Origin of the sequence: Streptomyces sp. NPDC046939 (assembly GCF_040644575.1) — a bacterium.
Classification (GTDB): Bacteria; Actinomycetota; Actinomycetes; order Streptomycetales; family Streptomycetaceae; genus Streptomyces.
In genome coordinates this window covers 1-20,738 of the sequence record NZ_JBEYWV010000059.1, presented here as the reverse complement: position 1 = coordinate 20,738, position 20,738 = coordinate 1, and the positions used below count along the sequence as shown (strand labels likewise).

17 protein-coding genes are annotated in these 20,738 nt (G+C 70.0%); 11 read left to right on the top strand and 6 right to left on the bottom strand.

What is annotated here, in order from left to right; translation table 11 throughout:
- Nucleotides 1-190 precede the first annotated feature (190 nt).
- From ABZ877_RS38910 to ABZ877_RS38885, 6 genes are all read left to right on the top strand, one after another.
- Nucleotides 191-3,112, top strand: coding sequence for a M14 family zinc carboxypeptidase (locus ABZ877_RS38910; RefSeq protein ID WP_361081179.1), 2,922 nt, complete (start codon nt 191-193; stop codon nt 3,110-3,112).
- Between the two features lie 189 nt (nt 3,113-3,301).
- A complete protein-coding gene (gene gap / locus ABZ877_RS38905) occupies nt 3,302-4,312 on the top strand; it encodes a type I glyceraldehyde-3-phosphate dehydrogenase (RefSeq protein WP_361081177.1) in 1,011 nt (336 codons plus the stop codon).
- 142 nt (nt 4,313-4,454) lie between these two features.
- Nucleotides 4,455-5,666 (top strand): phosphoglycerate kinase, encoded by a 1,212-nt coding sequence (locus ABZ877_RS38900; protein WP_361081175.1) that lies wholly within the window; start codon nt 4,455-4,457, stop codon nt 5,664-5,666.
- Between the two features lie 6 nt (nt 5,667-5,672).
- Nucleotides 5,673-6,449, top strand: coding sequence for a triose-phosphate isomerase (gene tpiA / locus ABZ877_RS38895; RefSeq protein WP_361081173.1), 777 nt, complete (start codon nt 5,673-5,675; stop codon nt 6,447-6,449).
- Between the two features lie 112 nt (nt 6,450-6,561).
- Nucleotides 6,562-6,792, top strand: coding sequence for a preprotein translocase subunit SecG (gene secG, locus ABZ877_RS38890; RefSeq protein WP_111666919.1), 231 nt, complete (start codon nt 6,562-6,564; stop codon nt 6,790-6,792).
- A 230-nt stretch (nt 6,793-7,022) separates the two neighbouring features.
- A complete protein-coding gene (locus tag ABZ877_RS38885; RefSeq protein ID WP_003976875.1) occupies nt 7,023-7,358 on the top strand; it encodes an RNA polymerase-binding protein RbpA in 336 nt (111 codons plus the stop codon).
- Between the two features lie 62 nt (nt 7,359-7,420).
- Here ABZ877_RS38885 and ABZ877_RS38880 read toward each other — a convergent pair whose 3' ends face one another.
- A complete protein-coding gene (locus tag ABZ877_RS38880; protein WP_361081185.1) occupies nt 7,421-8,302 on the bottom strand; it encodes a MurR/RpiR family transcriptional regulator in 882 nt (293 codons plus the stop codon).
- 95 nt (nt 8,303-8,397) lie between these two features.
- On the opposite strand from ABZ877_RS38880, the gene ABZ877_RS38875 reads away from it, so the two are divergent.
- The 4 genes from ABZ877_RS38875 to ABZ877_RS38860 all read left to right on the top strand — a co-directional run bounded on the left by ABZ877_RS38875 (nt 8,398) and on the right by ABZ877_RS38860 (nt 12,593).
- On the top strand, nt 8,398-9,393 hold the full coding sequence (locus tag ABZ877_RS38875; protein WP_361081171.1) for a BadF/BadG/BcrA/BcrD ATPase family protein: 996 nt from the start codon (nt 8,398-8,400) through the stop codon (nt 9,391-9,393).
- 111 nt (nt 9,394-9,504) lie between these two features.
- Nucleotides 9,505-10,242: an SIS domain-containing protein gene (locus ABZ877_RS38870; protein ID WP_361081183.1), complete on the top strand. Its 738-nt coding sequence runs from the start codon at nt 9,505-9,507 to the stop codon at nt 10,240-10,242.
- Nucleotides 10,243-10,370: 128 nt separating this feature from the next.
- Nucleotides 10,371-12,044 (top strand): glucose-6-phosphate isomerase, encoded by a 1,674-nt coding sequence (gene pgi / locus ABZ877_RS38865; RefSeq protein ID WP_361081169.1) that lies wholly within the window; start codon nt 10,371-10,373, stop codon nt 12,042-12,044.
- A 327-nt stretch (nt 12,045-12,371) separates the two neighbouring features.
- Nucleotides 12,372-12,593 (top strand): DUF2087 domain-containing protein, encoded by a 222-nt coding sequence (locus ABZ877_RS38860; RefSeq protein WP_361081181.1) that lies wholly within the window; start codon nt 12,372-12,374, stop codon nt 12,591-12,593.
- Between the two features lie 45 nt (nt 12,594-12,638).
- On the opposite strand, the gene pgl is transcribed toward ABZ877_RS38860, so the two are convergent.
- From pgl to tkt, 5 genes are read right to left on the bottom strand one after another with little or no spacing between them, the layout of a single operon-like run.
- Complete coding sequence (gene pgl, locus ABZ877_RS38855; RefSeq protein ID WP_361081167.1) at nt 12,639-13,418, bottom strand: 6-phosphogluconolactonase; 780 nt, start codon at nt 13,416-13,418, stop codon at nt 12,639-12,641.
- Nucleotides 13,415-14,536, bottom strand: coding sequence for a glucose-6-phosphate dehydrogenase assembly protein OpcA (gene opcA / locus ABZ877_RS38850; protein ID WP_361081165.1), 1,122 nt, complete (start codon nt 14,534-14,536; stop codon nt 13,415-13,417). Before opcA ends, pgl begins: the two co-directional genes overlap by 4 nt.
- Nucleotides 14,533-16,062 (bottom strand): glucose-6-phosphate dehydrogenase, encoded by a 1,530-nt coding sequence (gene zwf, locus ABZ877_RS38845; protein WP_361081163.1) that lies wholly within the window; start codon nt 16,060-16,062, stop codon nt 14,533-14,535. Before zwf ends, opcA begins: the two co-directional genes overlap by 4 nt.
- A 4-nt stretch (nt 16,063-16,066) precedes the next feature.
- The gene (tal, locus tag ABZ877_RS38840) at nt 16,067-17,185 is read right to left on the bottom strand and encodes a transaldolase (RefSeq protein WP_361081161.1); all 1,119 of its coding nucleotides are present in this window, start codon (nt 17,183-17,185) and stop codon (nt 16,067-16,069) included.
- Between the two features lie 34 nt (nt 17,186-17,219).
- Entirely contained in the window at nt 17,220-19,307 is a 2,088-nt protein-coding gene (gene tkt / locus ABZ877_RS38835) for a transketolase (RefSeq protein ID WP_361081159.1), read from the bottom strand.
- Nucleotides 19,308-19,758: 451 nt separating this feature from the next.
- Here tkt and ABZ877_RS38830 point away from each other — a divergent pair, with 451 nt between their 5' ends.
- Entirely contained in the window at nt 19,759-20,616 is an 858-nt protein-coding gene (locus ABZ877_RS38830; RefSeq protein ID WP_361081180.1) for a heme o synthase, read from the top strand.
- The last annotated feature ends 122 nt before the right edge of the window (nt 20,617-20,738 follow it).

Genomic DNA, 20,738 nt, shown 5'->3' with positions numbered 1-20,738 from the left:
CCGACAGCGAGGATCGATCTCGCTCTTCGTCTCATGAGCCCCCCTTGCGGTTGTCTGCCGCCACCGCTTTTTGCCGCCCCGCCCGGAGCCCCGGGCCCCCTTGACTTGACCATGAACTGTCATGAGTCTGGCGCCAGTTCGCTTCTGTGGCAGTCGCCACGATCGCGGCAGACAACCGCAAGGGGGGCTCATGAGACGAAGAGCGAGATCGATCCTCGCTGTCGGAGCACTTGTGCTGGGGCTGGGAGGGGCCGCGCTGCCTGTCGCCCAGGCGGAGAGCGGGAACGCGCGGAGCGACCGGGCCGCCGACCCCGGAGCCGACGCCATCAAGGTGTTCCGTGCCGAGGTCACCAAGGAGCAGATACCCCTGCTCCTCCAGGCCGGCCAGGACGCCCACGAACTGAGCGAGCAGGCGCCCGAGAAGGGCACCGCGGACGTCGAGGTGTACCTGACCGACCGGCAGGCCGAGTCGCTGCGCGGCAAGGGCGTGAAGCTCGCCGAGCACAAGGTCGCCGCCAGGACCGAGAACCGCCTCAAGGCCGCGGGCGACGGCGTCTTCCGCCCCTACAGCGGCAAGGGGAACCTCCAGGAGGAGATTCTCCGCACCGGGCAGGAGAACCCCGGCCTCACCAAGGTCGTCTCCATCGGCAAGACGATCCAGGGCCAGGACATCCTCGCCCTGAAGCTCAGCAAGGGCGCCAAGAAGGTCAAGGACGGCGCCAAGCCGTCGGTCCTGTACATGTCCAACCAGCACGCGCGCGAGTGGATCACCCCCGAGATGACCCGCCGCCTCATGCACTACTACCTCGACAACTACAGCAAGGACCGGCGCATCAAGAGGATCGTCGACTCCACGGAGCTGTGGTTCGTCCTGTCGGCCAACCCCGACGGCTACGACTGGACGTTCAAGCCCGGCAACCGCCAGTGGCGCAAGAACCTGCGCGACGTCAACGGCGACGGCGCCATCACCAGCGGCGACGGCGTCGACCTCAACCGCAACTTCGCCTACAAGTGGGGCTACGACGACGAGGGCTCCTCACCGCGCCCCGCCAGCGAGACCTACCGCGGCACGGCACCCAACTCCGAGCCCGAGACCAGGGCGATCGACGCCTTCGAGAAGCGGATCGGCTTCGACTACGCCATCAACTACCACTCCGCCGCCGAACTGCTCCTGTACGGCGTCGGCTGGCAGGTCGCCACCCCCACCCCGGATGACGTGCTCTACCGGGCGCTCGCGGGCACCCCGGCGAACTCCGCGATCCCCGGCTACCACCCGCAGGTCTCCTCGGAGCTGTACACGACCAACGGCGAGGCGGACGGCCACGCCGCGAACGTCAACGGCATCTCGATGTTCACCCCCGAGATGAGCACCTGCCAGACCGCCTCGAACGTCGACCCGAACGACGCCTGGCGCCCCCAGGACTGCGCGTCGATCTTCACCTTCCCGGACGACGAGAAGCTGATCCAGGCCGAGTTCGCCAAGAACATCCCCTTCGCGCTCTCCCTGGCCGAGACGGCGCACCACCCCGACCAGCCGTCGTCGGCGGTCGGCCTGGAGGCGCCCGACTTCACCCCGGCCACGTTCAAGACCTCGTACGCGCGCGGGGGCGACCAGGAAGTCTCCGTCGTCGCCCGGAAGTCCGTACGCGACAAGGAGCTGAACTACCGCATCAATGGCGGCCGTTCGCACGACGAGGAATTGCGCGCCTGGAAGGGCGGCGAGACCTACGGCGGTGAGGACAATCTCCACTTCGACGAGTATCGGGCGAAGGTGGAGGACGCCGATGTCGGTGACAAGGTGGAGGTGTGGTTCACGGGGCGGACGAAATCCGGAAAGCGCACGTCCAGTTCCCACTTCACGTACACCGTCGCCGACCGTCCGAAGGCCGACACGCTCGTCCTCGCGGAGAACGACGCCGCGGGGCGACAGACAGCGGCGTACGTCAACGCGCTGAAGGCGGCCGGGCGCAAGGCGGCCGTCTGGAACGTCGCCAAGCAGGGCGCGCCCGACCCGCTCGGCGTCCTCGGTCACTTCAGGACGGTCGTGCACTACACGAACGCGGACCGGCCGGGGCTCGCCACCCAGCTCGCCGTGCGCGACTACCTGAACGAGGGCGGCAAGCTGATCGAGGCGGGCGAGAAGGCGGGCGGCTCCGTCGACATCGGCGACACCACGACGAACGACTTCAGCCAGTACTACCTGGGCGCCTACTCCCGCACCGCCGCGCCGGTCGCCACCCGCTTCACGGGCTCGGGCGTGCTCTCCGGCACGACCGCGACCCTGGGCGACGCGCCCGGCAACCCGCTCAACGGCGCCGGTCTCTACGAGGTCACCTCGGCCACCCTGCCGCGGTTCAAGAGCGCCGGGGCGGGCCAGTACGAGGGCGCCGGGATGGCCGCCGCCGTGCACACGGACGACGCCTACAAGCGTCTGACCCGCACGATCGACCTCACGGGCGTCACCGCGGCGCAGCAGCCGGCCCTGCGGACGCAGCTCCTGTGGGACACCGAGGCGGGCTACGACCACGTCATCCTGGAGGCGCACACGGTCGGCGCCGAGGACTGGACGACGCTGCCGGACACGACGGGCTTCACGTCCAACGCCGTGCCGACCGAGTGCGAGGCCGGGTTCCTCCTGGCCGACCACCCGGCGCTCACGCGCTATCTGACGCCCGGCGGCACTGCCTGCGGCAACACCGGCACCAGTGGCGCGTGGAACAGCCTCACGGGCTCCTCGGACGACTGGAAGACGGTCAGCTACGACCTGAGCGCCTACGCCGGCCGCACGGTGGAGGTCTCGCTCGCCTACGTGACCGACCCCGGCACCGGCGGCGAGGGCGTGCGCGCCGACAACACCGCGGTCGTGATCGGCGGCCAGGCCACCCAGAACGAGGACTTCGAGGCGTCCCTGGGCGTCTGGAAGGTCCCCGGGCCGCCTGCGGGGAGCCCGCCCGCCGTGAAGGACTGGGCGCTCGCCAAGGACCTCTTCACGACCTATGGCGCGATCAGCACCCCCGACAGCGTTCTTCTGGGATTCGGCCTGGAACACGTCACCGCGACGGCGGATCGAAATGCGCTCATCAGAAAGGCACTGCGCTCAATTAGCGACTGATTGACGCCGAAATACCGGGGAAATAGACAGCGGCCCGTACGTTACTGACGAGTACGGGCCGCTGTGTCCTGCATAGGGCCGCTCGATGTCACCCCAAGGCCTTATGAGAGGTAGGGTCGAAGGCGGTCGGGGACATCCCAATACATCTCGCCGGCGTCGAATCCGGCGTACCAACGAGGAGATCGGTTCGTGACGATCCGCGTAGGCATCAACGGCTTTGGCCGCATCGGTCGCAACTACTTCCGCGCACTGCTGGAGCAGGGTGCGGACATCGAGATCGTGGCTGTCAACGACCTGGGTGACACCGCGACCACCGCACATCTTCTGAAGTACGACACCATCCTCGGCAAGCTCAAGGCCGAGGTGTCGCACACCGAGGACACCATCACCGTCGACGGCAAGACCATCAAGGTCCTGTCGGAGCGCAACCCCGCCGACATCCCGTGGGGCGACCTGGGCGTCGACATCGTCATCGAGTCGACCGGCATCTTCACCAAGAAGGCCGACGCCGAGAAGCACATCGCGGGCGGCGCGAAGAAGGTCCTCATCTCGGCTCCGGCCAAGGACGAGGACATCACCATCGTGATGGGCGTCAACCAGGACAAGTACGACGCGGCCAACCACCACGTCATCTCCAACGCCTCCTGCACCACCAACTGTGTGGCGCCGATGGCCAAGGTTCTCGACGAGAACTTCGGCATCGTCAAGGGCCTGATGACGACGGTCCACGCGTACACCAACGACCAGCGCATCCTGGACTTCCCGCACAAGGACCTGCGCCGCGCCCGCGCCGCCGCCGAGAACATCATCCCGACCACGACGGGCGCCGCCAAGGCCACCGCCCTGGTCCTGCCGCAGCTCAAGGGCAAGCTCGACGGCATCGCGATGCGCGTCCCGGTCCCGACCGGCTCCGCCACCGACCTGGTCGTCGAGCTGCAGCGCGAGGTCACCAAGGACGAGGTCAACGCCGCGTTCAAGAAGGCCGCCGACGACGGCGACCTCAAGGGCTACCTCTTCTACACCGAGGACCCGATCGTGTCGTCCGACATCGTCAGCGACCCGGCCTCCTGCACCTTCGACTCCGCCATGACCATGGTCCAGGAGGGCAAGACGGTGAAGGTCCTCGGCTGGTACGACAACGAGTGGGGCTACTCCAACCGCCTCGTCGACCTGACGGTCTTCGTCGGTGGTCAGCTCTAAAGTTCCAGAGCAGCAGAGCATCTCGATGTGAGCGAAGGTCCGGACCCGCGCGACGCCGCGCGTCGGTCCGGGCCTTCGCCGCGTCGGTCTCACAGCCTTAGGGCGCCAACCGGAACAGCTTCACTACAGGAGTAGTCCAGTCATGAAGACCATTGAGGAACTTCTCGCCGACGGGGTCGACGGGAAGCGGGTGTTCGTCCGCGCCGACCTCAACGTGCCGCTGGCCGACGGCCTCATCACCGACGACGGCCGCATCCGCGCCGTCCTGCCCACCGTCGAGGCGCTCGCCGGCGCCGGCGCCAAGGTGATCGTCGCCTCGCACCTGGGCCGTCCCAAGGGCGCGCCGGACCCGCAGTTCTCGCTGCTGCCCGCCGCCGAGCGGCTCGGTGAACTCCTCGGCAAGCCGGTGGCGTTCGCGCAGGACACGGTCGGCCCCGCCGCCCACGACGCCGTGAACGGCCTGGAGCCCGGCCAGGTCGCCGTCATCGAGAACCTGCGCTTCAACGCGGGCGAGACCAGCAAGGACGACACCGAGCGCGGCGAGTTCGCCGACCGGCTCGCCGCCCTCGCCGACGTGTATGTGAGCGACGGCTTCGGCGCCGTGCACCGCAAGCACGCCTCCGTCTACGACCTGGCGAAGAAGCTGCCCGCCTACGCCGGTTACCTCATCGCCACCGAGGTCGGCGTCCTGAAGAAGCTCACCGACGACGTCCAGCGCCCGTACGTCGTCGCGCTCGGCGGCGCCAAGGTCTCCGACAAGCTGGCCGTCATCGACCAGCTCCTCGGCAAGGCAGACCGTCTCCTCATCGGCGGCGGCATGGCGTACACCTTCCTCAAGGCCAAGGGGTACGAGGTCGGCATCTCCCTCCTCCAGGAGGACCAGATCCCGGCCGTCAAGGAGTACATGGAGCGCGCCGAGAAGAACGGCGTGGAGCTCGTCCTGCCGGTGGACGTCCTGGTCTCCACGGAGTTCCCCGACCTCAAGGGCAAGACCCCGGCCAACCCCTCCACCGTCGACGCCGACGCGATCCCGGCCGACCAGGAGGGCCTGGACATCGGCCCGAAGACGCGCGAGCTGTACGCGTCGAAGCTCGCCGACGCGCAGACCGTGTTCTGGAACGGCCCGATGGGCGTCTTCGAGCACCCCGACTACGCCGAGGGCACCAAGGCGGTCGCCCAGGCTCTGATCGACGCCCCGGGCTTCACCGTGGTGGGCGGCGGCGACTCCGCGGCGGCCGTCCGTACCCTGGGCTTCGACGAAAAGGCATTCGGCCACATCTCGACCGGTGGCGGCGCCTCCCTCGAATACCTCGAGGGCAAGACGCTGCCCGGTCTCGCCGCACTGGAGGACTGACCCTTAATGAGCACCCGCACGCCGCTGATGGCGGGCAACTGGAAGATGAACCTCAACCACCTGGAGGCCATCGCCCACGTCCAGAAGCTCGCCTTCGCCCTCGCGGACAAGGACTACGAGGCCGTCGAGGTCGCCGTCCTGCCGCCCTTCACCGACCTGCGCTCGGTCCAGACGCTGGTCGACGGCGACAAGCTCAAGATCAAGTACGGTGCCCAGGACCTGTCGGCGCACGACTCCGGCGCCTACACCGGCGAGATCTCCGGCGCCATGCTCGCCAAGCTCAAGTGCACGTACGTGGCGATCGGCCACTCCGAGCGCCGCCAGTACCACGCCGAGACCGACGAGCTCGTCAACGCCAAGGTGAAGGCCGCCTACAAGCACGCCCTGACCCCGATCCTCTGCGTCGGCGAGGAGCTGGACGTGCGCGAGGCGGGCAACCACGTCTCCCACACGCTCAGCCAGGTCGAGGGCGGCCTCAAGGACCTGCCCGCCGAGCAGGCCGAGACGATCGTCATCGCCTACGAGCCGGTCTGGGCCATCGGCACCGGCAAGGTCTGCGGCGCCGACGACGCGCAGGAGGTCTGCGCCGCCATCCGCGGCAAGGTCGCCGAGCTGTACTCCCAGGAAGTGGCCGACAAGGTCCGCATCCAGTACGGCGGCTCGGTGAAGTCCGGCAACGTCGCCGAGATCATGGGCAAGCCGGACATCGACGGCGCCCTCGTCGGCGGCGCCTCCCTGGACGCCGACGAGTTCGTCAAGATCGTCCGCTTCCACGAGCAGTGAGTATGCGCTAGCGGCGATACGTCGTACCCTTGCGGGGCCGAAGCTCTTCCCCTCCGGACGAGCCTCGGCCCCGTCGTCCGAACAGTCCGAGGAAGTTGGTCCAGCCGTGGTTATGGGGTTCTCGATCGCCCTGATCGTCTTCAGCCTGCTGCTGATGCTCCTGGTGCTCATGCACAAGGGAAAGGGCGGCGGCCTCTCCGACATGTTCGGTGGCGGCATGCAGTCCTCCGTCGGCGGCTCGTCGGTCGCCGAGCGGAACCTGGACCGGATCACGGTCGTGATCGGTCTGCTCTGGTTCGCGTGCATCGTCGTGCTCGGCATCCTGATGAAGATCAACAACTGACTTTCGCCAGGCGAGCCCCGGTTCGAACCGTCACAACTGCACACAGCTCACGTAAAGCCCCATGTCCGGTACGCGCTGAACAGCGCCGCCTATCATGGGGCTTGCGTCTAGGCGAGACGAGGTAACTCCAATCACTGGACGCGCGTTGGGCCTTACGTAGACTGAGGCGCTCCGCGGCGAAGCGAGACGCCGACACGCTTCGCGGCACCATCACGCAGGGAGTTACGACCGTGGCAAGTGGCAACGCGATCCGAGGAAGTCGGGTCGGGGCGGGGCCGATGGGCGAGGCCGAGCGCGGCGAGTCCGCGCCGCGCCTGCGCATCTCCTTCTGGTGCTCCAACGGGCACGAGACGCAGCCGAGCTTCGCCTCCGACGCGCAGGTGCCGGAGACCTGGGACTGTCCGCGCTGCGGCTTCCCCGCCGGGCAGGACCGGGACAACCCGCCGGACCCGCCGCGCACCGAGCCGTACAAGACGCACCTCGCGTACGTACGGGAGCGGCGCAGCGACGCGGACGGCGAGGCGATCCTCGCCGAGGCCCTCGCGAAACTGCGCGGCGAGATCTAGCCAGGGAGCACGACCGGCCGGGCGCCTGCGAGGCGCCCGGCCGGTGCTGTTCCGCGTCGTCGTCAGGGGCGGCGGCGCGGGCGCGCCGCGTGCTCCTCGGAGATGTGCGCCGTCAACGCGATGGAGGCCGTCGCCCGGTCATAGGTCAACTGCGCCACGCGCGCGTAGAGGCAGTCGAGGATCAGCAGCGCCGAGTGGCGCGCGCCGAAGCTGCCGCGCCGGAAGCTCGTCTCCGCCGCCGTCCACGTCAGATGCACCGCGGCGGCCTGGGCGACGGGGGAGCGGGGGTCGCCGGTGACCGCGATCGTCGTGGCGCCCCGCTCGGCGGCCAGCCGCAACGGGCCGAGGACCTCACGCGTGCGGCCCGAGTGGGAGAGCGCCACCGCCGCGTCGGCCGGGGTGAGGAGCGCCGCCGAGGTCTCCGCCGCGTGCACCTCCGTCCAGCCGCGGGCCGGCATCCCGATGCCGAACAGGCGTGCCTCCGTCTCCCGCGCCAGGATGCCCGAGCCGCCCACCCCGTAGACGTCGATGCGGCGCGCCCTGGCGAGCGCCTGCGCGGCCGACTCCAGGGCGCCCCGGTCCAGTTGGTCGCGGGTGCTGCGCAGCGCCTGGAGGTCCGCGTGGGCGACGACCGAGATCAGGTGCTCCAGGTCGTCGTCGGGGCCGATGTCCGGGCCGAGGGGACGCTCCTCGCCCGCGCGGCCGGCCTCCTGGTCGTTCTCCCCCTGCTCCTTGGCGAGTTCGAGCAGCAGCCGCTGGTAGGTCTCCAGGCCGAGCGCCTGGCAGAACCGGGTGACGGTCGCCTGCGACGTGCCGGTGCGGCGCCCCAGGTCGGCCGCCGAGATCCCCGCGACGGCGGCCGGGTCGGCGAGGACGTACGCGCCGACCTTGCGCAAGGAGCCGCTGAGGGTGGGGAGTTCCGAGCGGATGCGGGCTGTGATCATGACGGTCTCTCGGTCGGGGGCGATGTCCGTACGGGTGCCGGGGGATTGTCCCGCGCTGAATCTATCAATCATCATGCGGTGTGCTCACTGAATCCATGGATCGCTCCGGTCGGTACGCGGCTCCGCTCGCCGTCGGCATCGACGCCGGCGGCACCCGGGTGCGGGCGCGCTGCGTCGACGCGGACGGCCGGCTCGTCGGGACCGGGCACGGCGGCCCCGGCAACGCGCTGAGCGTCGAGCGGCCCGCGCTCGTCCGGCACCTCGCGCAGGCGCTGGCGTCGGCCGTGCCCGAGCGGCTGCGCGGCGCGGTCGCCGGGGTCGTCGGCGGGTTCGCGGGCGCGGGGGAGGGCGGCGCGTCGGCGCGCGGGCGCGGCGTGGCCGAGGAGTGCCTGGCCGAAGCGTTGAAGGGGCTCGACATCGGCGGCGCGGCGCTGCGCGTCTACGGCGACGTGGAGGTGGCCTGCGCCTCCGGGCCCGGCGCCCCCGCCGACGGGCTCGTGCTCATCGCCGGCACGGGCGCTGCGGCGGCCCGCGTCGCCGGGCGCCGCACGGTGCGGGTCGTGGACGGCGACGGCTGGCTGCTCGGCGACACCGGCAGCGGCTTCTGGCTCGGGCAGCAGGCTCTGCGCGGGGCGCTGCGCGCGGTGGACGGGCGCGCGGCATGGGGCCCGCTGGTCACGCTGGTCCTCGACCGAGTGGCGCCGGGCCGCGCACACCCCGCGCTCGACTGGCCGGACCGCCACCGCCTGAAACAACGCATAGCGGTCTGGGCGTACGCACAGCGCCCGGTGGTGCTGGCGGAGTTGAGCCCGCTGGTGGCAGAGGCCGCACACCAGGGCGACCCCTGGGCCCGCGCCCTGCTCGCCGAGGCCACCGCCCAACTCGCCGACACAGTGAGCGCTTTGAACCCGCGACCCGGCGAACCCCTGGTCCTCACCGGCGGCCTCCTCGGCCCGGGCGGCCCCCTGGGGGAGCGCTTGCGCGCGGCGGTCGAGCCGATGGGGCTGCGGTGCTCGGCCGTACCGGACGGCGTGGGCGGGGCGGTGGCGCTGGCCCGGCTCCTGACGGAGGGCGCGCCGGACGTCCCTTGACGACGCCCCGCGACTGGTTCACTCTTTCCATCTGTACGGCTCGTACTGAATCATTGAACCGAACAACCAAAGGCGGTCGGGGTCATGGTGGAACAGGTGATCGGCGCGGACATGCTGGCGGAACAGGTGCGCGCGCACATCGAGCGTGCCGTCGCCTCGAACAAGGAGGGGGTCGGCGCTGCCGCCCGGCTCATCGCGGAGTGCGTCGCCGCCGACGGCGTCGTGCACGCGTTCGGTACCGGGCACTCGCAGGCGACCGCGCTGGAGATCTCGGGGCGGGCGGGCGGGCTCATCCCGACCACCCGCGTCGCCCTGCACGACCTCGTCCTGCGCGGCGGCGAGGACCGCTCCGTCCTCGACGACCCGCTCCTGGAGCGCCGCCCCGGGCTCGCCGCCCGCCTCTACGACCTCAGCACCCCGCGCCCGCAGGACCTCTTCGTGATCATCTCCAACTCGGGCGTCAACAACTCCATCGTCGACATGGCCCTGCTGGTCAAGGAGAGGGGGCACGCCCTCGTCGCCCTCACCTCGCTCGAACACACCCGTTCCGTGCCCGCCCTGCACGCGAGCGGCAGCCGCCTCGCCGACCACGCCGACGCCGTCCTCGACAACTGCGCCCCGGCCGGCGACGCCATCCTCCCGCTCCCCGACGGCGGCAGACTCTGCGGCGTCTCCACCATCACCTCCGCGCTGCTCGTCCAGATGGTCATGGCCGAGGCCGTCGCCCTGCTGCTCGCCGAGGGACATGAGCCGCCGGTCTACGTCTCCGCCAACCTGCCCGGCGGCTTCGAGCGCAACGGCCGCCTGGAGGACCACTACGCGGGGCGCCTGCACCGGGGCGGTCACTGACCTGCCCGGCCCCCGGACGGCTGCGCGCGCCCCGGACATGCCGCTCGTACCGGCCGCTGATCGATTACGTTGGTCGCAACAGCGGGGCACGGCACGTACGCACGTACGAGAGGCAGCGGAAGTCCGAGATGAACGCGTTCGAAGCAGGCGCAGGGAGCCGCGCGCGGCTCACCCAGACGGCCGAGTGGCAGGCGCTGGCCAAGCACCGGGAAGAACTGGGCGACGTACGGATGCGCGAGCTGTTCGCCGCCAACCCGGAGCGCGGCACCAGCATGGTCCTGGAGGTCGGTGATCTGCACCTCGACTACTCCAAGCACCTGGTCACCGAGGAGACGCTGCGGCTGCTGCGCGATCTCGCCGCCGCCACCGACGTCTTCGGCCTGCGGGACGCCATGTTCCGCGGCGAGAAGATCAACACGACCGAGGACAGGGCCGTCCTCCACACGGCCCTGCGCGCCCCGCGCGACGCGGTCATCGAGGTCGACGGCGAGAACGTGGTCCCGGCCGTGCACGCCGTGCTGGACAAGATGGCCGCGTTCTCCGACAAGGTGCGCTCCGGCGAGTGGACCGGGCACACCGGCAAGCGCATCAAGAACATCGTCAACATCGGCATCGGCGGCTCCGACCTCGGCCCCGCGATGGCCTACGAGGCGCTGCGCTCCTTCACCGACCGCGACCTCACCGTCCGCTTCGTCTCCAACGTCGACGGCGCCGACCTGCACGAGGCCGTACGGGACCTGGACGCGGCCGAGACGCTGTTCATCATCGCCTCGAAGACGTTCACCACCATCGAGACGATCACCAACGCGACCTCCGCGCGCGACTGGCTCCTCACCGAGCTGAGGGCCGGTCAGGACGCCGTCGCCAAGCACTTCGTGGCCCTGTCGACCAACGCCGAGAAGGTCTCCGACTTCGGCATCGACACCGCCAACATGTTCGAGTTCTGGGACTGGGTCGGCGGCCGTTATTCGTATGACTCCGCCATCGGCCTGTCCTTGATGATCGCCATCGGCCCGGCCGCCTTCCGCGAGATGCTCGACGGCTTCCACCTCGTCGACGAGCACTTCCGCACCGCGCCCGCCGAGACCAACGTGCCGCTCCTCCTCGGCCTCCTCGGCATCTGGTACGGCAACTTCCACGACGCCCAGTCGCACGCGGTCCTGCCGTACTCGCACTACCTGTCGAAGTTCACGGCGTACCTCCAGCAGCTCGACATGGAGTCCAACGGCAAGTCCGTGCAGCGCGACGGGGAAGAGGTCGGCTGGCAGACCGGGCCCGTCGTCTGGGGCACGCCGGGCACCAACGGGCAGCACGCCTACTACCAGCTCATCCACCAGGGCACGAAGCTGATCCCGGCCGACTTCATCGGGTTCGCCGAGCCCGTGGCCGATCTCCAGCCGGGCCTCGTTGCCCAGCACGACCTGCTCATGGCCAACTTCTTCGCCCAGACGCAGGCCCTCGCGTTCGGCAAGACGCCGGAGGAGGTCCGCGCGGAGGGCGTGCCCGAGGAGCTGGTGCCGCACAAGACGTTCAAGGGCGACCACCCGACGACGACGATCCTCGCCACGTCCCTGACGCCGTCCGTGCTCGGCCAGTTGGTCGCCCTCTACGAGCACAAGGTGTTCGTGCAGGGCGCCGTCTGGAACATCGACTCCTTCGACCAGTGGGGCGTCGAACTCGGCAAGGTGCTCGCCAAGCGCGTCGAACCGGCCCTGACCGAGGGCGCCGACGTGCCCGGACTCGACGGTTCGACCCGGGCGCTCGTCGACAAGTACCGCTCCCTGCGCGGACGTTCGCGTTAATCGGGTGCGGGGCTGCCGCCCGGCGGGTGAGACTGCCCGTCCGTGACCCAGCCGGGAGGCACCCCAGTGGACCAGCTCATGTCGGCGCTCGCCGACCCCGAAAGACTCAGGCTGTACGCGCGCATCGTCCTCGGCGAGCTGCCGCCGCGCGAGGCCGACTCCCCGGTCGCCCGCAAGCACCTGGGCCGGCTGATCGCCGCCGGGCTCGTCGAGCGTCCGGCCGACGGATCGCTGCGGGCCGGGCCCGAGGTGTTCCGCCGGGCCCGGACCCCCGAGCCCGCCACGACCGTCCCGCGCCATCTCACCGGCTTCTTCGCCCGCGGGAGGCTGACCGCCATCCCGGTCCGCCCCGCCGTGCGCCACGAACTCCTCGTCCACCTCACGGACACCCTGTTCGACGCGGGCCGCACCTACAGCGAGGGCGAGGTCAACGCGGCGCTCGGCACCGTCCACGACGACACCGCCGCACTGCGCCGCCACTGCGTCAACGACGGACTGCTCGTACGGGAGAAGGACGGCTCGGACTACCGGGTCCCGGCGCACGCGTAAGGCCCCGCATCGTAAAGATGCGGGGCCTTACGTACGACCTGAGGACTATGCGATCGCCGGCGGATACAGCTCGTGCGGCAGTTGCGACGCCGCCGCCGCGTCGAGCAGCCACAGCGTCCGCGAGCGGCCGTACGCGCCCGCCGCCGGGGCCTGGATCTCACCGGCCCCGGACAGGGCGATCGCGGCCGCCTTCGCCTTGTCCTCGCCCGCCGCGAGCAGCCACACCTCGCGCGCGGCCCGGATCGCCGGGAGCGTGAGCGTGATGCGGGTGGGCGGCGGCTTGGGCGCACCGCGCACGCCGACCACCGTGCGCTCCGTCTCGCGGACGGCGGGCAGCTCGGGGAAGAGCGAGGCGACGTGCGTGTCCGGGCCGACGCCGAGCATCAGGACGTCGAACGTCGGCACCCCGCCGTGGTCCTCGGGCCCGGCGGCGGTCGCGAGCTCGGCCGCGTAGACCTCGGCCGCGGCATCCGCCTCGTACGGGCCGTCGGAGGCGGGCATGGGGTGCACGCGCGCGGGGTTGAGCGGAACGGAGTCGAGGAGCGCTTCCCTGGCCTGCGTGTAGTTGCGCTCCGGGTCCCCGTTCGGCAGGAACCGCTCGTCGCCCCACCACAGGTCGAGGCGGCTCCAGTCGATCGCGTCCCGGGCGGGCGCGGCGGCGAGCGCGGCCAGCAGGCCGTTGCCGTTGCGCCCGCCGGTGAGCACGATGGACGCGTAGCCGCGGGCCGCCTGGGCGTCGACGATCTTCGTGATGAGGCGGGCCGCCGCGGCCTGCGCCATCAGCTCCTTGTCGCGGTGGACGACGAGCTGGGGTGCTGCGCTCATTTCGCCGCCGCCCTCTTGACCGGAGCCTTGGCCGCCTTCTTGGCGGGCGCCTTGACCGGTGCCTTCTTCGCCGCCGACTTCTTCACCGGCGTCTCGTCCGCCGGCGCCTTGTCGTCGGCCGCCTTCTTCACGGGCCCCGGGGCGTCCTCCGCGGGGGAGGGCCCGGACGGCTGCTCCGCCGCCCGTCCGGCGGAGTCGGCAAGCCGGTCGACGCCGTACCGCAGCGCCGCCGCGTACGTGTCGTCCGGGTCGAGGCGCCGCAGCTCCTCCGCGATCAGCTCGGACGTCTCGCGCCGCTTGAGCGCGACCGAGCGGTCCGGCTGGCCCTCGATGGAGAGCGTGGCGAGGATGCCGTCGGCCCGGTCGAGGACGATGGGCCCGCAGGTGGACTCCATGCGGACGCCGGTCAGGCCGGGTCCCGAGGAGTACGAGCGGGCCACCGGCACGTCGAGCCGCTCCGCGAGCCACATGGCGAGCAGCTCGCAGCTCGGGTTGAACTCCTCGCCCTCCACCTCGACCCGCGTGACGTCGCACGTCACCTGGTCGAGGGCGGCGGCCAGCATGGAGCGCCACGGCGTGATCCGGGTCCAGGACAGGTCGGTGTCGCCGGGCGCGTAGGACTCGGCGCGGGCCGCCAGCTCCTCGATCGGCTCCTCGGCCGCGTACGTGTCCGTGACGCGGCGCTGGGCCAGGGCGCCCAGCGGGTCCTTCGCGGGGTCGAGCGGCGCGTCCACCGCCCACCACACAACCGTCGGGGCGTCGGGGAGCAGCAGCGGCAGGACGACCGACTGGGCGTGGTCGATGATCTCGCCGTAGAGGCGCAGCACGATCGTCTCGCCGGTGCCGGCCTCGACGCCGACCCGCACCTCCGCGTCGAGCCGCGACTTCGTGCGGTCGCGCGGGGAGCGGGAGACGCGCTTGATGACGACGAGCGTGCGCGAGGGGTGCTCGCGCGACGCCTCGTTGGCCGCCTTCAGGGCGTCGTAGGCGTTCTCCTCGTCGGTCACGATGACGAGGGTGAGGACCATGCCGACGGCGGGGGTGCCGACGGCACGGCGGGCCTTCACAAGAGCTTTGTTGATCTTGCTGGAGGTGGTGTCCGTGAGGTCGATCTTCATGGCCGGCGCCAGCTCCGTCCGTCTCGGGCGAGCATCTCGTCCGCCTCCGCGGGCCCCCACGTGCCGGACGGGTACTGCGCGGGCTTGCCGTGCGTGTCCCAGTAGTCCTCGATCGGGTCGAGGATCTTCCAGGACAGCTCGACCTCCTCCGTGCGGGGGAAGAGGTTGGCGTCGCCGAGCAGGACGTCCAGGATCAGCCGCTCGTACGCCTCCGGGCTCGACTCGGTGAACGACTCGCCGTAGGCGAAGTCCATCGACACGTCCCGGATCTCCATCGACGTGCCCGGCACCTTGGAGCCGAAGCGGACCGTGATGCCCTCGTCGGGCTGGACGCGGATGACGATCGCGTTCTGGCCCAGCTCCTCGGTGGCCGTGGAGTCGAAGGGGGAGTGCGGGGCGCGCTGGAAGACGACCGCGATCTCGGTGACGCGGCGGCCGAGCCGCTTGCCGGTGCGCAGGTAGAAGGGGACGCCCGCCCAGCGGCGGTTGTCCACCTCCAGCTTGATGGCGGCGTAGGTGTCGGTCTTCGACTTGGGGTCGATGCCCTCTTCCTCCAGGTAGCCGACGGCCTTCTCGCCGCCCTGCCACCCGGCCGCGTACTGGCCGCGCACGGTGTCCTTGCCGAGGTCCTTCGGCAGCCGGATGGCGCCGAGCACCTTGGCCTTCTCGGCGACCAGCGCGTCCGCGTCGAAGGAGGCGGGCTCCTCCATCGCGGTCAGCGCCATCAGCTGGAGCAGGTGGTTCTGGATGACGTCACGGGCGGCGCCGATGCCGTCGTAGTACCCGGCGCGACCGCCGATGCCGATGTCCTCGGCCATGGTGATCTGTACGTGGTCCACATAGGACCGGTTCCAGATCGGCTCGAACATCTGGTTGGCGAAGCGCAGCGCCAGGATGTTCTGGACCGTCTCCTTGCCCAGGTAGTGGTCGATCCGGAAGACCTGGTCCGGGTCGAACACCTCGTGCACGATCGCGTTCAGCTCCTGGGCCGACGCGAGGTCGTGGCCGAACGGCTTCTCGATGACGGCGCGCCGCCAGGAGCCCTGCGGCGCGTCCGCGAGGCCGTGCTCCTTGAGCTGCTTGACGACCAGCGGGAAGAACTTGGGGGGTACGGAGAGGTAGAACGCGAAGTTGCCGCCCGTGCCCTGCGACTTGTCCAGATCCTGGATCGTCGACTTCAGCGTCTCGAACGCCTCGTCGTCGTCGAAGTTGCCCTGGACGAAGCGCATGCCCTGGATGAGCTGCTGCCAGACCTCTTCGCGGAACGGGGTGCGGGAGTGCTGCTTGACCGCGTCGTGCACGACCTGGGCGAAGTCCTCGTCCTCCCAGTCGCGGCGGGCGAACCCGATCAGCGAGAAACCCGGCGGAAGCAGACCCCGGTTGGCGAGGTCGTACACAGCGGGCATCAGCTTTTTACGTGACAAATCGCCCGTGACACCGAAGATCACCAGACCCGACGGCCCCGCGATGCGCGGGAGCCGTCGGTCTGCGGGGTCACGGAGCGGGTTGGCTCCGTGTGCGGTCAAGGTTTCAGCCCTCCGAGGGGGCGAGGCGCTTCAGCTCGGCCTCGGTCGACTTGAGCAGGTCGGTCCAGGACGCCTCGAACTTCTCGACGCCCTCGTCCTCGAGCAACTGCACGACCTCGTCGTACGAGATGCCGAGCTTCTCCACCGCGGCGATCTCGGAGCGGGCCTGGTCGTAGGTGCCCTTGATGGTGTTGCCACTGATCTGCCCGTGGTCCCCGACGGCCTCCAGGGTCGCCTCCGGCATGGTGTTCACCGTGTTCGGCGCCACCAGCTCGTCGACGTACAGCGTGTCCTTGTAGGCCGGGTCCTTGACGCCGGTCGAGGCCCACAGCGGACGCTGCTTGTTGGCCTGCGCCTTGTCGAGCGCGGCCCAGCGGTCGGAGGAGAAGACCTCCTCGTACGCCTCGTAGGCGAGACGGGCGTTGGCGAGGGCGGCCTTGCCCTTGAGGGACTTGGCCTCGTCCGTGCCGATGGAGTCCAGGCGCTTGTCGATCTCGGTGTCCACGCGGGACACGAAGAAGGACGCCACGGAGTAGATCTGCGACAGGTCAAGGCCGCGCTCCTTGGCCTTCTCCAGACCGGCCAGGTAGGCGTCCATGACCTTGCGGTAGCGCTCGAGCGAGAAGATCAGCGTCACGTTGACGCTGATGCCGAGGCCGATGACCTCGGTGATCGCCGGGATGCCCGCCTCGGTGGCCGGGATCTTGATGAGCGCGTTGGGCCGGTCCACCAGCCAGGCGAGCTGCTTGGCCTCGGCGACGGTCGCGTGCGTGTCGTGCGCCAGGCGCGGGTCGACCTCGATCGACACGCGGCCGTCCTGGCCGCCCGTCGCGTCGAAGACCGGGCGCAGGATGTCGGCGGCGTCACGGACGTCCGCCGTCGTGATCATGCGGATGGCTTCCTCGACCGTGACCCGGCGGGCGGCGAGGTCGGAGAGCTGCTGGTCGTAACCGTCGCCCTGCGAGATCGCCTTCTGGAAGATCGACGGGTTGGTCGTGACGCCCACGACGTGCTGCTGGTCGATCAGCTCGGCGAGGTTGCCCGAGGTGATCCGCTTGCGCGACAGGTCGTCCAGCCAGATCGCGACGCCCTCCTCGGAGAGGCGCTTCAGTGCGTCTGTCATGGAAATTGCATCTCCTACGTGTCGTATAGAGGCGTCAGCGCTGGGCCGCGGCGAGGGATTCCCGGGCCTTGGCCACCACGTTCTCGGGGGTGAAACCGAACTCCTGGAAGAGCACCTTGCCGTCGGCCGAAGCACCGTAGTGCTCCAGCGAGACGATGCGGCCGGCGTCGCCCACGTACTTGTGCCACGTCAGGCCGATCCCGGCCTCGACGGCGACACGGGCCCTGACCGCGGACGGCAGGACGCTCTCCCGGTACCCCTGGTCCTGCTCCTCGAACCACTCGACGGACGGCATGGACACCACGCGCGTGGCGATCCCGTCCGCCTCCAGGGTCTCGCGCGCCGCGACGGCGAGTTGCACCTCGGAGCCGGTGGCGATGAGGATGAGGTCCGGGGTCTCCTTCGAGGCCTCGACCAGGACGTAGCCGCCCTTGGCGGTGTCCTCGTTCGCGTCGTACGTCGGCACGCCCTGACGGGTCAGGACGAGACCGTGCGGCGCGCTCTTGCCGTACTCCTTCTTGCCGCGCCGGAGGATCTCGCGCCAGGCGATCGCCGTCTCGTTGGCGTCGGCCGGGCGGACCACGTTCAGGCCCGGGATGGCGCGCAGCGACGCGATGTGCTCGACCGGCTGGTGCGTCGGGCCGTCCTCGCCGAGGCCGATGGAGTCGTGCGTCCACACGTACGTCACCGGCAGGTGCATCAGGGCCGACAGGCGCACCGAGTTGCGCATGTAGTCGGAGAACGTCAGGAACGTGCCGCCGTAGATACGGGTGTGGCCGTGCAGCGCGATGCCGTTCATCTCCGCGGCCATCGAGTGCTCGCGGATGCCGAAGTGGATCGTGCGGCCGTACGGGTTCGCCTCCGGCAGCGCGTTGCCCTCGGGCAGGAACGACGACGTCTTGTCGATCGTCGTGTTGTTCGAGCCGGCGAGGTCGGCGGAGCCGCCCCACAGCTCGGGGATGACCGGGCCGAGCGCCTGGAGGACCTTGCCGGACGCGGCACGCGTGGCGACGCCCTTGCCGGTCTCGAACGCCGGGAGCTTCTCCTCCCAGCCCTCGGGCAGCTCGCCCGCGTTGATCCGGTCGAACTCGGCGGCGCGCTCCGGGTTGGCCGAACGCCACTCCTGGAACGACTTCTCCCACTCGGCCTTGGCCTCGGCGCCGCGGTCGAGGGCCTTGCGGGTGTGGGCGATGACCTCCTCGGAGACGTCGAAGGACTTCTCCGGGTCGAAGCCGAGGACGCGCTTGGTGGCGGCCACCTCGTCGTCGCCGAGCGCCGAGCCGTGCGCGGCCTCGGTGTTCTGGGCGTTCGGGGCGGGCCAGGCGATGATCGAGCGCATGGCGATGAAGGACGGCTTGTCCGTCACCTTCTTCGCCGCCTGGATGGCGTTGTAGATCGCCTCGTGGTCGAGGTCGCCGTCCGGCTTCGGGGCGACGCGCTGGACGTGCCAGCCGTAGGCCTCGTAGCGCTTGCAGGTGTCCTCGGAGACGGCCGTCTCGGTGTCGCCCTCGATCGAGATGTGGTTGTCGTCCCACAGCAGGACCAGGTTGCCGAGCTTCTGGTGGCCCGCGAGCGAGGACGCCTCGGCGGAGATGCCCTCCTGGAGGCAGCCGTCACCGGCGATGGCGTAGATGAAGTGGTCGAACGGGGAGGTGCCGGGGGCCGCCTCCGGGTCGAACAGACCGCGCTCGTAGCGGGCGGCCATCGCCATGCCCACCGCGTTGGCGACACCCTGGCCGAGCGGGCCCGTGGTGGTCTCGACGCCGGTGGTGTGGCCGTACTCCGGGTGGCCGGGGGTCTTGGAGCCCCAGGTCCGGAACGCCTTGAGGTCGTCCAGCTCCAGGCCGAACCCGGCCAGGTACAGCTGGATGTAGAGGGTCAGGGACGAGTGGCCCGCGGACAGGACGAAACGGTCCCGGCCGACCCAGTCGGCGTCCGCCGGGTCGTGACGCATCACCTTCTGGAAGAGGGTGTACGCGGCGGGGGCCAGGCTCATCGCCGTACCGGGATGGCCGTTGCCGACCTTCTGTACGGCGTCGGCGGCCAGGACACGCGCCGTGTCTACGGCCCGCTGGTCCACATCGGTCCACTCGAGGTCAGTGGTGGTCGGCTTGGTGCTCACCCTGGGTCAGGGCTCCTCTCCACATGTCTCATACCGGTGACGTCGGTCTCACCGGCTGTTGTCGAGCCTACCCTTGCTGGAACAAGCATTCTTTCGATCTGTTCCAGCCTGCCGGGACTCTCCGGCATCCGCCTCCTGACGGGGAAACAAGCGGGTCATCACGTGAATACGGGACCGCTCATAAGGGTGCTCGAACGGGGGTCTGGAAGCTCATCCGGAGTACCCGCTCAACACGACCCCACCCCCGCGAAGGGCGAGGTATAGGCAACGTCTACAGTGGCGTGGTACGCGCGAGTCTTTACCGGGACCTCACATCAAGTGAACGGCCTGGGACTCGCTGGAGTCTTTGTCAGGGGTGTGCGTGACGGCCGTCGAATCCCGTCCAGCGGGAGCGCTGACGAGCAGCAGCAACCAGGGCCGGCGGCCGTTCGGGGCTCGCGTCAAGGCGTTCGTGGCGCTGACCAAGCCGCGGATCATCGAGCTTCTGCTGATCACCACGGTGCCGGTGATGTTCCTCGCCGAACAGGGTGTGCCCGATCTGAAGCTGGTGCTGATCACCTGCCTCGGCGGCTACCTGTCCGCGGGCGGCGCCAACGCGCTGAACATGTGGTACGACCGCGACATCGACGCCCTCATGGACCGTACGTCGCAGCGTCCGCTGGTCACCGGGATGGTGAGCCCGGCCGAGTGCCTGGTCTTCGGCATCTCCCTCGCCGTGATCTCCACCCTCCTGTTCGGCTTCGCGGTCAACTGGCTGTCGGCCTGGCTGTCGCTCGGCGCGCTCCTCTTCTACGTGGTCGTCTACACGATGATCCTGAAGCGGCGCACCTCCCAGAACATCGTGTGGGGCGGCATCGCGGGCTGTCTGCCCGTCCTCATCGGCTGGTCCTCGGTGACCAACTCGATGTCGTGGGCGCCGGTCATCCTCTTCCTCGTCATGTTCTTCTGGACGCCGCCGCACTACTGGCCGCTGTCCATGAAGGTGAAGGACGACTACGCGCGCGTGGGCGTGCCGATGCTGCCCGTCATCGCCTCGAACAAGGTGGTCGCCCGGCAGATCGTCCTCTACAGCTGGATGATGGTGGCGGTCTCGCTGCTTCTCACGCCGCTCGGCTACACCGGCTGGTTCTACACGGTCGTCGCCCTCCTCTCCGGCGGCTTCTGGCTGTGGGAGGCGCACGGGCTGCAGAACCGCGCCAAGGCCGAGGTCACCGGCGGCAAGCTCAAGGAGATGCGGCTCTTCCACTGGTCCATCACCTACGTCTCGCTGCTCTTCGTCGCGGTGGCGGTCGACCCCTTCCTGCGCTGACCGGCGACCGGTCCTCACGATGGGTGGGGGGGGGGGGGGGGCGGGCCCGCCCCCCCCCCCCCCCCCTCAACCCAGTCGGGGGGTGCGGGATGTGGGAGTGGCTTAGGTAGTGGTGGGGGTGT